Source organism: Staphylococcus caeli (assembly GCF_051413795.1).
GTDB classification, from domain to species: domain Bacteria; phylum Bacillota; class Bacilli; order Staphylococcales; family Staphylococcaceae; genus Staphylococcus; species Staphylococcus caeli_A.
In genome coordinates, this window is the sequence record NZ_JBOIRQ010000006.1 from 1 (window position 1) to 13,764 (window position 13,764).

Consider the following 13,764-nt stretch of genomic DNA (forward strand, 5'->3'; position numbering starts at 1 on the left):
TATAATTATAGAGATATTTGTGCTTTTTTGTATTCAAACATAAAAATAACGATTGATGATTTTACTCACCAACCGTTAAAAGTGTACAGCCATTATTTAAATATAGCAAAAAGCACCATAATGACATTAGAAATTAATCTAATATCATTATGGTGCTTTTTTAATGCCTCGTTATATCGTAAACTATTATTTTAATAAATGGTTAGCTTTACGCTAAGTTAAAGTTATCTAATACTTTCCATTTTTCTTCTTGCTCATCATAATATACAAGAGAAAGTTGTTCTATCGTTTCTTTGTAATCAATTCCTGCTAATTTCAATTGTCCGTAAATATCTTCGAACTCTTGACTTGTTAAGCCTTGGGCAATTGTAAAGTGTGGCACGAATGTATGATCAGCGACACCATAGAAATCACCTTTATTGAATTGATTAAATAGTTTTTCTAAAGCTTCTGTTTTTTCAACTTTAAAATAAATAACATTAGTGATTGGCGCAAAATTTGAAGCTTTTGTCGCATGTACATCAATCGTCGGAATGCCTTCGATTTTTGATTTAATCGTCTCTTTAACCGATTCTAAATCACCATCGTTTATTTTAAACTGCCCCTTAATCGTAATATGCGGCATAATTGACGCATAATGAGCATCATAACGCTTACGATATGAATTCACTTCATCTTGAAATGCTTTTGACGGAATTAATGCTAATCCTAAAATCATTTAAATTCCTCCTTTGTTTAACATAATTTCATTATATCAAATTTCTGAAAAATTCGTTACTCTAAAGTAACTTTAGTTCAAAATATTAAAAAGAAATATTATCTGTTAAAAAATGTTTTAATACATCATTAAGTAATGGTTTCCATGACTTCCACTGATGTCCCCCATCAAATTCAAGATATTGATAAGTAAAATCATACTGTTCTATGATGTGATTCAACTCGCGGTTCGGAGTTAAGAAGTCTGCACGTTTACCAGTTGTTGGTAATTTGAAATTAGCTTCATCCAAACCAACCGCATGCCAAATTGATAGTTGTTCTGTATACTGGCATCGTTCAATTAGTTCTTTAATATTATCATCATGCTGCGGACTCAATAATCCAACTTGACTAAATATACGTGGATAAGATAGTGCAGTCATCAATGCAACACTTCCTGCCAAGCTATCACCGAGTAAGATTCGCGCATTGCCCACCTTAAAAGTTGGAAACGTTTGGTCTATAAATGGTAACAGTTCATTGGCCATTGCTTTAACAGTTAAAGGTGTACGTGCACCTTGTGGATGAAATTCTGCGCGTCTTTTCTCAACATCCTCGTAGTGAAATCCAACAAATATTGCACGCTCGACTTCATTTTCCTCACGTAATGTCTCATAGGTTCTATGAATTCTACCGAAACTGAAAAAATCAGCACCATCAAAACAAAAGACAACTTTATATTTAAATAATTCTGTAAAATCTTTAGGTAAATAAATAGATAACGTGACGTCTCTCTCCAAGATTTCACTTGAAAAATTTATCTTATTGATACGTCCTGGTTGAAATTCATACATAAATCATGCGCCCCCTCGTAGTCTTAATGACATTGTACCAAGAGACGCATGATTTTAAAATAAAGCGATGTTAATCTTTACAATATTATTCATCTAGTTTCGCTTTTTCTAGTCGTTTTGGATAATCTTTCAACCAAAAGATCGCATTCGGTAGTTTTTTAGCATCGGGTTTGTAAATTGCTTTTTTGCCAGATCCTAATTGTTTTTTCTGCATTTCATAATCTTTCAATGCGTGTATTGCAGGTTTGTGTAATATCCAAATTGCAATAATATTCAGCCATGCCATCATCCCTACACCTAAATCACCCATCATCCATGCAATATCTGCAGTCTTAATCGCACCATACACTGTAGCTACAATCAGTACAATACGTGTCACATTAATCCAAAAGAATGTCGTTCGTCCTGTTCCCTTACGTGTTAGATAAGTTATATTGGTCTCTGCGATATAGTAATACGCCAATATTGTTGTAAATGCAAAGAAGAATAAGGCAAAGGCGATAAAGTAAGAGCCCAATCCTGAAAATGCAGGGTCAAAATGATAACCGCTTCCTTGGAATGCTTTATCAATACCTGCTTGTGCATACATTGCTGTACCTGAGTAATCTCTATCTCCATTAGACATTTCAACGAAAATGCCGTTATCCTTAATCATACTAGGTTTACCACTAGATGTTGTGCCACCATCTGTAACGTTATATGTACCTGAAAGTAAAATTATTAACGCAGTTGCTGTACAAACAAATAGTGTATCAACATAGACTGAAAATGCTTGAACTAATCCCTGTTTAGCTGGATGTGAAACTTCTGCTGCTGAAGCTGCATGTGGCCCAGTTCCTTGCCCCGCTTCATTAGAATAAAGACCTCGTTTTACACCAATTTCAATCATAGCACCTAAAATACCACCAAATGCCGCTTGCATACCAAAAGCTGATTTAAATATAAGCGCAATTAAACCTGGTACTTGACCAATGTTCATGAATATAATAATCACTGCCATGAGTATATAGGCAATTGCCATAAATGGAACAATCGCAGTTGCTGCATTAGCAATCCACTTAATACCACCAAATATAATTAATCCAAGTAATACAGCCAAAAATATTGCTATAATCCATGGTTCTAATTGGAAAGCATTTTTCATCGAACTTGCTATCGCATTAGACTGTACGCCCGGCAATAATAATCCCACTGATATCACAGTTACTACCGCAAAAATCAAACCATATATTTTTCCTAATTTACCTTTAATACCATATTCAATATAGAAAGCTGGTCCACCACGATATTGCCCTTTTTCTTCACGTTTATAGATCTGACCCAATGTTGATTCTATAAATGCACTACTCGCACCTAAAAATGCTGTTGCCCACATCCAAAAAACAGCACCAGGACCACCAATAAAGATTGCTGTTGACACCCCTACGATATTTCCGGTTCCTACACGTCCTGCTAGAGATAATGCAATCGCTTGGAAACTTGAAATGCCAGTTGGTGATTTCTCCCCTTGAAACATCAACCTTATCATTTCTTTAAAATGCCTCACCTGGAAAAATCGCATCATTAACGAAAACAGTATTCCAGTAATAAGTAACCCATAAACTAACGGCTTACTCCAAACAATATCATAAAACCAAGTCAATAAACTTTCTAACATAATGTATCCCCCTTGTTGTACCATTATGTAAAATGATATATTTTTAATCATTATACACATATAAAATATTCCGTGCAACGTATTTCATAAGTTATTGTTTTCACAATTTATATATTATACCTGTTAATTAATATAAAATATTTTGGATAACTTTCTCTATAAAACGAAATAGTTTCACACGATTATATATAATGGTAGCGTTTTCTTGAAACATTCATAATTGAACACCTTATTTTCATCTTTTGTTCTGACTTTATTTAAGCTATACTTAATAGTACTTATAAATTGAATTTAGGAGGAACCGTCCTATGTTAAACAAGGTTTGGTTTAGAACAGGTATTGCATTAATCATCCTGTTTGTATTAATCAAATTGGTTATGGAAGTCCATAGTGTCTTCATACCGTTTATTATCATTGTACAATCGGTGTTATTACCATTATTATTAAGTGGTTTCTTATTCTATATTTGTTTACCATTCCAAAAAATATTAGAAAAGAATAAAGTACCACGTTGGGGAAGTATCACAATTATCTTTATAGGTTTAATTGTGATTATCGGCATTGTAATTGGTTATATTGGGCCATTAATTGCCGGCCAAATCGAAAACTTAATTCATCAAATTCCAACGTTACAACATGAAATACAACATATTATTAACTTTGCTTTAGATCAAATGGAAAGATTACCATCTGATGTTACAGATCGTATCAATAAAATGGTACAGTCATTCAGTAATAGTACAGCAGATATTTTATCTAATTCATTAAGCTATGTAACTTCATTTATCTCAACACTATTCTTACTCATCATGGTGCCATTCTTCTTAATTTATATGTTGAAAGACCATGAACGTTTCATTCCTTTTATCGCTAAGTTGTTTAAAGGAGATAGAAAAGTATTTATAGTTGAACTTTTAAATGATTTAAACCATACATTAAAATCTTATATTCAAGGACAAGTTACAGTCAGTATCATCTTGGGTATCATTTTATATATTGGTTATACAATTATAGGTTTGAATTATACGTTATTACTTGTGATGTTTGCATGTGTTGCTAACATGATACCTTTCTTAGGACCATGGATGGCATTCGCACCGGCAGCAATTATTGGTATTATCCAAAGTCCAACTACTTTCATTTGGGTATGTATTATCACCTTAGTTGCACAACAATTAGAAGGTAACGTAATTACACCAAATGTCATGGGTAAATCACTCAATATTCACCCTTTAACAATCATTGTTGTTATTCTAGCTGCAGGTAATTTAGGCGGCTTCGTGCTAATTCTTGTCGCCGTACCACTCTATGCAATTATTAAAACGATTGTTCGTAACGTATTCCGTTATAGAGAACAAATTATAGAAAAAGCAAATAGTGATATTAAAGAATAACACTAAAAAAGCGTTCGTTTCTTCTTAACTCAGAAACGAACGCTTTTTATATTCTATTAATTTATTTAACGATGTGATAGCCACTATCGACATGAATATTTTCACCAGTAACACCACTTGAGAAGTCACTTAACAAGTAAGCGGCTGTTTTACCAACTTCTTCTTGGTCTACATTACGTTTTAAAGGTGCACGTTCAGAAATTTCTTTCAGTATAGAGTTGAAACCACCGACACCTTTAGCACTTAACGTACGAATTGGTCCTGCTGAAATAGCATTCACACGGATATTATCTTCTCCTAAATCTAGAGCTAAATAGCGTACATTTGCTTCTAAACTAGCTTTAGCGACACCCATTACGTTATAGTTTTGAACGGCAAATTCGCCACCTAAATAAGTTGTAGCTACGATACTACCGCCTTCAGGCATTAATTTCTTAGCTTCACGGGCAACAAGTGTTAATGAATATGAACTAATATCTTGAGCTAGTAGGAAACCATCGCGTGACGTGTCACTGAAACGGCCACGTAAATCTTCCATATTCGCAAATGCGATAGAATGATAAACGCCGTCAATATTACCTACTTCTTCACCAATTTTAGCAAATCCATTAATAACATCATCGTCGCTTTGAACATCTATTTGGTACATGTGATGTTCTGCTTGATTTAATTGTTCTACTAATTTTTCTAATTCATTTTTACTACGTTCTTTACGGTATGTAAATACTAATTTTGCACCTAGTTGATCTAATACTTTAGCTACGCCAAAGCCAATACTACGTTTGTTTGCAATACCCATAATTACAAATGTCTTATTCTCTAAATTTAACATGAAAATAACTCCTTTATTTAAATTTCCTTATTTATCATTTAACTGGTTCGAGTTGTTATAAAGCAACTGAAGTGTCTATGCTTGCTCGATGCCAATCTCAACATTACTTATTTTAACATTGGTTTGATTGAATAAACAATTTATTTTACTATACTTAACGATTTAATCCGCTTTCATATGCAATAAATTATAACGAATACCAAATTTCAATGAAAATTCTCATTATAAAGAGCGGCTGCCTCATCATTGAAGCTTGACCGCTCTATTATATAATTTTGTATTAAACTAATGTTTTCCATTTCAAAATAGAGATTTAAAATTAATAATAAAATTCTAATTCTCGTTTCAATTCATCTACATACTCTTTTGAACCAGTAACAATCACGCGATCTTTATAACGCAATTGCGTATCACCATGTGGCACAATTGATTCATTATTTCTAATAATACGTACAAAGATGATATCCCCACCGAATGGGAAATTACGTAATTGTATTTGATCATATTGATGATTTAACATTGCAATTTCATATAATGAAGTTTCAACATTACTTAAGATATTAAGCATGTTTGGTGTCTCAATTAAACCTTTTAACAATATTTTGTTACTCATATAACTACTAAATATTTCTATACCTTCTTCTTGTAAACTCACATCCGTCGAACTAGATTCTAAACGACAGATAACGCGTTTCACACCATGTTTTTTCGCCATTAATGCAACTTTACGATTGATGTCATCATCATTTGTTGAACACACAACGATATTTCTCTCAAACAAACCTAAGCGCTCTAACAATTGTTCTTCATAATCGCCAATCTCAATCATCGATATGGCGTCTGATAATTTTCGTTTATCACTCAAATCATTTCGATAGTAAAGTGACACTTGATACAACTGTGAAGATAAATTTTGCGCAATTGGAATGGTCAATTGGTTTTTACCAATTAAACTTACTTCAATTTGTCTCGTTGCTTCGTCCGGCATTGGGAACATTTTCTTGAAGACTATCGGTACGAATACGCATGTAATTACCGCACTTAAAATGAGAATACCAGATATTTCAGGTGAAATAGTTCCAAGTTGTTCTGCAATTTTTGCTGAAGCTATGACTAAAGAGAGTGTTGACGTCAGTAAAAATGCTGAAGAAATCGTGGTCTTCATATCAAACCATCTGCGTATGTAAAACATTGGTATTAATTTAGATATTAAGAATGCAATCATTAAAAATGGAATAATTAATAGCAACGATGGTTCTTTAATCAATTCTGGAATATTTAAATCTACACCTACCATAATGAAGAAGATAGGAATAAAGAATCCATAACCAAATGAATCTAACTTTTCAACCATGTCTTCATCGGGACCGAGTAATGATACAACGACCCCAGCCAAGAAGGCACCTAAAATATTTTCAGCGCCTACCCCTTCAGCTAGAGCTACTAATAATATAATTAAAGCAAATACAGCACGTATACCAATTTGCGTGGTACCGTCCATTAGCTTTTGAAGGAACTGTGCCTTTTTAAACATACCTCCAAGAAAATAAAAGACAATAGTAAATACAACTAAACTTCCGATAAGCCACATTGATGTGCTACCTGAAGCGTTGAGTGTACCGTATGCCGTCAATAATATCATCGTCACTAAGTCTGCAAGTACGGCAACTAATAGAATAAATTGTCCAATTGTAGTACGCATGATATTCATTTCTTTTAACGTTGGTACGACAACACCTAGTGAAATTGTAGAAATGATAATAACCATTAATAATACGTCGTCTATAAGACCAAACCATTTGAACATATACGCAAAAACAATTGAGATAATCATGATAAACATGAATACTACAAGCGCCATTTGTAAATGTCCAGGCTCTTTTTTCTTAATTCTCTGTTCAGTTTGCGTTGAACTTTTATCTTTTTTAAATGCTTTAAAATCTATTTCTAGTCCACTTAAAAACATTAAGAAGATGAAGCCTAAGGTAGATAATATGTTAAGCATTGCGTCTCGCTCTACAAGATTTAAAAATGAATGCCCAATGACAATCCCCATTAATATTTCTGCAACTACAATAGGTAAGAAACTAATTTTCAAACGATTGACTAAAATTGGTGTAATAAATGCTGCCAATACAACGACAACAAGCGATATAAATTCCATATAACCCCCTTAAGTTAGGTAAGACATAAATGATGTTGCTAATCCAAAATAAATCAACATACTTACAATATCATTAATTGTTGTAATGAATGGTCCACTTGCAACAGCAGGATCAATGTTAAGTTTGTTCATCACTAACGGAATCATTGAACCAACTAAAGTACCTACTGTCATCGCAATGGTTAAACTACTACCAACAATCATTGCTAAAATAGGTTGTCTATATAGAATCATAATGATTATAAACAACACAGCAGCACACACTAAACCACTAAAGAAACCACTGCCTGCTTCTCTAAGTGCGACTTTAAACTTACTTTGTTCATAGATTTCACCTGTTGAAATATTACGTACTGATACGGCAAGCGACTGCGTACCAGAATTTCCTGACATCCCGCTAATTATAGGTATAAAAGCAGCTAATAATGCAACTTTAGCTAAGGTATCTTCAAATGACCCTAGAATTGTTGCAGTAATCATCCCTAAAAATGTTAATATGATAAGCCACGGTAATCTTTTTTTAGCAGTAGTAAACACTGAATCATTCGTTGCATCGACATCAGAGACACCGGCTAAACGTGAGTAGTCTTCACTCGCCTCTTCATCCATAACATCTAAGATATCATCGATTGTGATAATTCCTAGCAAATGGTCTTGATAATCTACTACTGGCATGGCAATAAAATCATAGTCACGCATTTTTTGTGCGACATCCTCTTGGTCATCAGCAGCATTTGCACTAATGACACGCTCACTCATGATATCTTCAATGTAAGCATCATTTTCTGCTGTAATTAAGTCCCTTAAAGAAAGTACGCCTGCGAGTTGTTTATTTTCATTTACTGCAAAAATCACGTATATCGTTTCTGCGTCTGGCGCTTGTTCTTTAACGTGAATCAATGCTTCTTTGACTGGCATAGTTGCATTTAATGAAATGTACTCCGTAGTCATGATACCACCGGCAGTATCTTCATCATAATGTAACAAAGCTTTGATTTCTCTAGCATCTTCTTTATTCATCAATGTGAGGAGACTAACGATTTTCTGTTTTGATAACTGGTTCATAATATCTACGGCGTTATCATAAGACATCTCTTCTAATACTTTACTCGCGTAACTGGCGTTCATTGTATCAAAAAGTGCTTCGTAATCTTCTTCATCAATTTCTAATTGTTCGAAAAAATCCGCTACTTCTTCTGGTGAAAGCACTTCAAACATACGTTGACGAATTTCTTCATCACTGTCTTCAAAGTATTCACTTTGTTCATATGTATGCATGGACAAGAATTCTTCTCTAAATTGATCAATTTCATTATTTGATAATAACTCATCGAGTAATACTTGATCATAAACTTGTTCATCTTCTAAAGTGATTGAATCTTTCTCATTAGCCATTAGTCCCACCTCCATATATGTTAAATTATAGCATATTGAAAATCGATTCTATCGTGTCATATTTATCGTTGATTACAATTTTTTGATTATTTATAGGGTGCATAAATGTGACTTGCTTACAGCGTAACAATTGATGTGTATATTCATCATGTCCACCACCATATAAATCGTCACCGACTATTGGATGACCAAAATGTTGAAAATGGACACGTATCTGATGTGTACGGCCAGTGAGCAACGTCACTGCACACAAACTATATGTATGATTATTGTACTTAGTTACATCCAAGCGTTTGAATCGTGTTTGTGCTGTTTTTCCATTTCTATCTACATGTCTTTGTATAATACTATCTGGATGTCTAGCAATTGGCGCATCAATCAAACCGCTACGCGTTATCTCTCCTTGGCAAATACATAAATATTGTTTGTCAATTTGAGTTTGTGACATCAAATGATGGATAAAACCATGCTTTGCAATAATCACAATACCTGATGTATTACGATCTAACCGTGTAATAATATGTGGTATGGTCTCATTTTCATATGTTTGAAAATAACCTAATACCTGTTCAGCAACACTATAATGCAGATGATCTCGTGAAGGCGCACAATTTTGATATGCCGGTTTAGAGATTGCAATTAAATATTGATCTTCATATAGTATGTTTAGCGCTTGTTGATATGGAATAAGATTTGTACTTGGGGTTTCGTTAGCCAGAAAAACCTCTAATACGTCACCGCACTTTAATTGTGCACGTACCGTAACCGACTCTCCATTAACTACTAAAGCGCCATTATGTTTAATGGCGCTAATCGTCCGCTTTGAAAAGCGATGTCTTTGTAAAAAGGTTCGCAACATCTCCGCAGTTGTTATATTGAAGGTGAATTTCATTATTCAGTATCTCCACTAGAGATAAATGAATCGTGTACACGTTTCCAGAATGGGAATGGTCTAAATCTAGCAAATCTTATTTTCTCGTTCGCCACTCTATATTGTATTGCATTAACATTTTTATGTTTAATACTAACATGGTCAATCGTCGTTAAAATCGTGTCATGATTCACCGGCGTAATCAAACAAGTATGATGTTTCGGCAATACTAACGGTGACCCGACCGTTCTAAACACTCTATTATTGATAGAAGCAATTTCAGCAATTTGCATCGCTTCTAATGATGGATGAATCAATGCACCGCCCAATGCTTTATTATAAGCTGTTGATCCAGATGGCGTAGACATGCATAAGCCATCTCCTCTGAAACGTTCAAATTGATTCCCTCTAATATTCACATCTACCACTAATGTTGATCCGTTTTCTGTTTTCATAGTCGCTTCATTTAATGCTAAGTGTCGTGTCTCATAACCATTGTCATTATAGCGCACGATGATTTCTAGTAACGGATACTCAATAACCTGAAATTCTGAATTGTTAATCTCAATAATTAGCTTTTCTACTTCGTGAGGTAACCAATCTGCATAAAAACCAAGATGTCCTGTATGAATCCCAACAAATGCACAACGTGAAAGCATATGACTATATTGATGAAACGCTTGTAGCAACGTACCGTCTCCACCGACTGATATAACGATTTCTGGATTTTCCGGGTCTTCTACCATCTGAAAGTCTTTCATATGGTTAATCATTTTATGTTTTAAAGCATTAGATTTTGAATCGCCTTTAGACAAAATCGTATAGCGCATTGTAACATCCCCTAGTCATTATTATGCTTTTTCGCACGCTTCTTAGAATAATATTTCTGTGCTTCTTGAATTTCTTCTTTTATTTCTGACATCTCTTCATCTAGTAAATAAGCTGCTTCTGCTGCTCGTTCTAAGCGATGTTGAATCTCAGGTGGATAGTCTCCATCATATTTATATCTCAATGTATGTTCAATAGTTGCCCAAAAATTCATAGCTAAAGTTCTAATTTGTATTTCTGCTAAAATCTTTTTCTCTCCACTTAAAGTTTCTATTGGATATTCGATAATAACATGAAATGAACGATAGCCACTCTGTTTCGTGTTACTAATATAATCACGTTCTTCAACAACCTTAAAATCCTTACGTTGTCTCAATAAATTAACAACAATATCTATATCATCAACAAATTGGCACATTAATCTTAACCCTGCAATATCGTACATTTCTTCATGTAGTCGATCAAATGATATTTGACGCTTATTCGCCTTATCAATGATACTTGTCATCGGTTTAACACGGCCTGTAACAAATTCTATAGGCGACGCATTGTCCTCTACTTCATATTGTTTTCTAAGCCCTTTTAATTTTATTTTCAATTCGTCTACTGCTTGCTTATATGGCGATAAAAACTGATCCCATTGATTCATTGTGCCTCACTCCGCTTCAATCTAATTCGAAAGTATTTTCTACAACGGACACAAACTCCTTACCATAATTTGTATTACCTTGTATATTATCTAATATATAATTAAATTCATTTTCGAATTGTACTAATTCTAATTCATCATTAACAATAATTTTCTTACCTTTATTTTTATGTAACATAGACCATGTTTCTTGAACAAATATTAAATAGGAATATGATTGTCCGTCGTCTAATATATATGCAAAACTATAATTGTCACTATCAACAAGCATTTGCCCTGCTTCTTGTAATCCTTCTGTAGATTGTTCTGTATAACAATTTATACTATCTTCTGTAACTTTAATTTCATTCACATAAATACGCATGCTTGTTCCTCCTTATTCCTCATTATTTTAACATAATTCACTTGTACATAACACGTGACAAGTTAATGTTGTAACATGTTTCATTGTATATATGAACATGGATTTTAATTTTCAAATGCAGTTCGATTTAAAATAAGTGAAAAGTCATTTAAAATACATATTGATATTAAGTAAAGGGAGTGCTTCTATGGCAACGAATAACGAAATTGAATTCAAACAAATGCTCACGCAATCTCAATACCAAGCAATCAGTAACAAGTTCTTTCAAGAAATGCATCCGTTTAGCCAAAAAAATTATTATATAGACACACCTCAATTCGATTTAAAGTCACATCATTCTGCTTTAAGAATTCGTGTTAAAGAACATGATTATGAAATGACATTAAAAGTACCTGCTGAAGTCGGATTAATGGAATATAATTTCCAAACAGACGTTGTGCCTGAACTTGATAAAAATATTACGCAGGATATGTTGCCAGATGTAATCAAAACACAACTCACACTTATGGACATTGATTTCACTCAGCTTAAAGTACTCGGCGCTTTAACCACTCATCGTATGGAGAAAGAGCTTAATGGTAATTTACTTGTATTAGATCACAGTCACTATCTTGATACTGAAGATTTCGAGCTAGAATTTGAGGTTGAAGATTATGATGAAGGGCTGATTCAATTTAAAAGCATTTTGGAAAAATTCAATATGACTCATGAAATTCCAGATAATAAAGTACAAAGATTTTTTACACACAAATCAAATTTAAACAGCAATTAATTAAGCGCAATCACAAAAAGTCGAATTACTTCCAAATGTAAAAATTCATGTTATATTAGTATTATATTAACAGAATATGGTGATAATATGACTCAAACACCTTATGAAATCATAGGACAAGAAGCTCTATATAAGATGATTGACCATTTTTATTATTTGGTCGAGCGTGACAATAGAATCAATCATTTATTTCCTGGTGATTTTGAAGAAACAAGCAGAAAGCAGAAGCAGTTTTTAACACAGTTTTTAGGTGGACCGAACCTTTATACAGAAGAACATGGCCACCCAATGCTTAAAAAACGTCATATGGACTTTAAAATAACAATTCATGAACGCGATGCATGGCTTGAGAATATGCAACATGCAATAATGCATGCGCAACTTCCTGCTGGTGTCGGCGATTACTTATATGAAAGATTACGTTTGACAGCGAATCATATGGTTAATTCCGAAAATTAATTGTAGGTGGAATAGACATGACTGAAGAATTAAGAATAATACAACCTAATAGTCGTGAAGATGCAAATCTTTCACCTGTAAGCAAGATTGAAATTTATTCATTTTTCGATCCATTCAGTAAGGAATGCTTTAAATTATCAGCGATACTTTCTAAATTACGCATTGAATATAAACAATATATCAGCATTAGACATATATTGAACCCATCACTTCGTGTCTTAACTAAATGCCAGGCACAAAGTACCTCGGATTTAGATAATATCGCACTTGCTTATAAAGCTGCAGAGCTTCAAGGGCGTACTCGTGCAGAACGTTTTATTCATCTTGTTCAAAATGAAATCATTCCAAAACGCGATATTATTACTGAATCGATGGTAAATCATTGTATTAGCAATGCAGGTTTAGATTATGAGGTTTTTAAAGAAGATTTGCATAGTAGTTGTTTAAAAGAAAGTTTACAAGTAGATTTGCATATCGCTAGAGAAATGGAAATTGAAGAAGCACCCTCTCTCGTGTTTTTTAATGAGGATGTACATGAGGAAGGTTTAAAAGTTGAAGGCTTGTATCCTTATCATATATATACGTATATTATTAACGAACTTATAGGTACACCGATTGAAAAAGAGTTACCACCAAATCTTGAAACGTATATCCAACAACAACAACTTGTGACCAAAGAGGAATTACTCACAATTTATGAATGGCCAGAGAAATTAATGAATAAAGAACTCAAAAAACTCGCTTTACGCCAAAAAATTGAAAAACTAAATTCACCTGATGGTAAGTTTTGGAGAGCAAAAAATTAATTTAGCTCGGAACGATAGCCATT

General features: G+C 33.5%; 14 protein-coding genes. 4 read left to right on the forward strand and 10 right to left on the reverse strand.

What is annotated here, in order from left to right; genetic code table 11:
* Positions 1–208: 208 nt before the first annotated feature.
* From ACSULM_RS04640 to ACSULM_RS04650, 3 genes are all read right to left on the reverse strand, one after another.
* Positions 209–718, reverse strand: a complete 510-nt coding sequence (locus ACSULM_RS04640) for a YjcG family protein (RefSeq protein ID WP_436860937.1) — start codon at positions 716–718, stop codon at positions 209–211.
* An 85-nt stretch (positions 719–803) separates the two neighbouring features.
* A complete protein-coding gene (locus ACSULM_RS04645; protein ID WP_436860940.1) occupies positions 804–1,550 on the reverse strand; it encodes an esterase family protein in 747 nt (248 codons plus the stop codon).
* A gap of 85 nt (positions 1,551–1,635) precedes the next feature.
* Positions 1,636–3,207, reverse strand: coding sequence for an alanine/glycine:cation symporter family protein (locus ACSULM_RS04650; protein ID WP_436860941.1), 1,572 nt, complete (start codon positions 3,205–3,207; stop codon positions 1,636–1,638).
* A gap of 308 nt (positions 3,208–3,515) precedes the next feature.
* Between ACSULM_RS04650 and cozEa the strand changes: the two genes are divergently transcribed.
* Positions 3,516–4,601 (forward strand): lipoteichoic acid biosynthesis protein CozEa, encoded by a 1,086-nt coding sequence (gene cozEa, locus ACSULM_RS04655; RefSeq protein ID WP_436860942.1) that lies wholly within the window; start codon positions 3,516–3,518, stop codon positions 4,599–4,601.
* Positions 4,602–4,662: 61 nt separating this feature from the next.
* On the opposite strand, the gene fabI is transcribed toward cozEa, so the two are convergent.
* The 7 genes from fabI to ACSULM_RS04690 form a co-directional block, all read right to left on the reverse strand.
* A complete protein-coding gene (gene fabI / locus ACSULM_RS04660; RefSeq protein ID WP_069994913.1) occupies positions 4,663–5,433 on the reverse strand; it encodes an enoyl-ACP reductase FabI in 771 nt (256 codons plus the stop codon).
* A 319-nt stretch (positions 5,434–5,752) separates the two neighbouring features.
* Positions 5,753–7,597 (reverse strand): monovalent cation:proton antiporter family protein, encoded by a 1,845-nt coding sequence (locus tag ACSULM_RS04665; RefSeq protein ID WP_436860943.1) that lies wholly within the window; start codon positions 7,595–7,597, stop codon positions 5,753–5,755.
* A gap of 9 nt (positions 7,598–7,606) precedes the next feature.
* A complete protein-coding gene (gene mgtE, locus ACSULM_RS04670) occupies positions 7,607–8,992 on the reverse strand; it encodes a magnesium transporter (protein WP_436860945.1) in 1,386 nt (461 codons plus the stop codon).
* A 25-nt stretch (positions 8,993–9,017) separates the two neighbouring features.
* Entirely contained in the window at positions 9,018–9,884 is an 867-nt protein-coding gene (locus ACSULM_RS04675) for an RluA family pseudouridine synthase (RefSeq protein WP_436860947.1), read from the reverse strand.
* The gene (locus ACSULM_RS04680) at positions 9,884–10,693 is read right to left on the reverse strand and encodes an NAD kinase (protein ID WP_436855308.1); all 810 of its coding nucleotides are present in this window, start codon (positions 10,691–10,693) and stop codon (positions 9,884–9,886) included. Before ACSULM_RS04680 ends, ACSULM_RS04675 begins: the two co-directional genes overlap by 1 nt.
* Before the next feature lie 11 nt (positions 10,694–10,704).
* The gene (locus tag ACSULM_RS04685) at positions 10,705–11,340 is read right to left on the reverse strand and encodes a GTP pyrophosphokinase (RefSeq protein ID WP_436860949.1); all 636 of its coding nucleotides are present in this window, start codon (positions 11,338–11,340) and stop codon (positions 10,705–10,707) included.
* A gap of 16 nt (positions 11,341–11,356) precedes the next feature.
* Entirely contained in the window at positions 11,357–11,704 is a 348-nt protein-coding gene (locus ACSULM_RS04690; RefSeq protein WP_436860951.1) for a hypothetical protein, read from the reverse strand.
* Between the two features lie 187 nt (positions 11,705–11,891).
* Between ACSULM_RS04690 and ACSULM_RS04695 the strand changes: the two genes are divergently transcribed.
* From ACSULM_RS04695 to yjbH, 3 genes are all read left to right on the forward strand, one after another.
* On the forward strand, positions 11,892–12,476 hold the full coding sequence (locus ACSULM_RS04695) for a CYTH domain-containing protein (protein ID WP_436860953.1): 585 nt from the start codon (positions 11,892–11,894) through the stop codon (positions 12,474–12,476).
* A gap of 87 nt (positions 12,477–12,563) precedes the next feature.
* Positions 12,564–12,935, forward strand: a complete 372-nt coding sequence (locus ACSULM_RS04700) for a truncated hemoglobin YjbI (RefSeq protein WP_436860956.1) — start codon at positions 12,564–12,566, stop codon at positions 12,933–12,935.
* Between the two features lie 17 nt (positions 12,936–12,952).
* Positions 12,953–13,741, forward strand: coding sequence for a protease adaptor protein YjbH (gene yjbH, locus ACSULM_RS04705; RefSeq protein WP_436860958.1), 789 nt, complete (start codon positions 12,953–12,955; stop codon positions 13,739–13,741).
* The last annotated feature ends 23 nt before the right edge of the window (positions 13,742–13,764 follow it).

Coding starts and splice junctions, on each gene's coding strand:
- ACSULM_RS04640 (WP_436860937.1), bottom strand. CDS start 718: ATGATTTTAGGATTAGCATTAATTCCGTCAAAAGCATTTCAAGATGAA.
- ACSULM_RS04645 (WP_436860940.1), bottom strand. CDS start 1,550: ATGTATGAATTTCAACCAGGACGTATCAATAAGATAAATTTTTCAAGT.
- ACSULM_RS04650 (WP_436860941.1), bottom strand. CDS start 3,207: ATGTTAGAAAGTTTATTGACTTGGTTTTATGATATTGTTTGGAGTAAG.
- cozEa (WP_436860942.1), top strand. CDS start 3,516: ATGTTAAACAAGGTTTGGTTTAGAACAGGTATTGCATTAATCATCCTG.
- fabI (WP_069994913.1), bottom strand. CDS start 5,433: ATGTTAAATTTAGAGAATAAGACATTTGTAATTATGGGTATTGCAAAC.
- ACSULM_RS04665 (WP_436860943.1), bottom strand. CDS start 7,597: ATGGAATTTATATCGCTTGTTGTCGTTGTATTGGCAGCATTTATTACA.
- mgtE (WP_436860945.1), bottom strand. CDS start 8,992: ATGGCTAATGAGAAAGATTCAATCACTTTAGAAGATGAACAAGTTTAT.
- ACSULM_RS04675 (WP_436860947.1), bottom strand. CDS start 9,884: ATGAAATTCACCTTCAATATAACAACTGCGGAGATGTTGCGAACCTTT.
- ACSULM_RS04680 (WP_436855308.1), bottom strand. CDS start 10,693: ATGCGCTATACGATTTTGTCTAAAGGCGATTCAAAATCTAATGCTTTA.
- ACSULM_RS04685 (WP_436860949.1), bottom strand. CDS start 11,340: ATGAATCAATGGGATCAGTTTTTATCGCCATATAAGCAAGCAGTAGAC.
- ACSULM_RS04690 (WP_436860951.1), bottom strand. CDS start 11,704: ATGCGTATTTATGTGAATGAAATTAAAGTTACAGAAGATAGTATAAAT.
- ACSULM_RS04695 (WP_436860953.1), top strand. CDS start 11,892: ATGGCAACGAATAACGAAATTGAATTCAAACAAATGCTCACGCAATCT.
- ACSULM_RS04700 (WP_436860956.1), top strand. CDS start 12,564: ATGACTCAAACACCTTATGAAATCATAGGACAAGAAGCTCTATATAAG.
- yjbH (WP_436860958.1), top strand. CDS start 12,953: ATGACTGAAGAATTAAGAATAATACAACCTAATAGTCGTGAAGATGCA.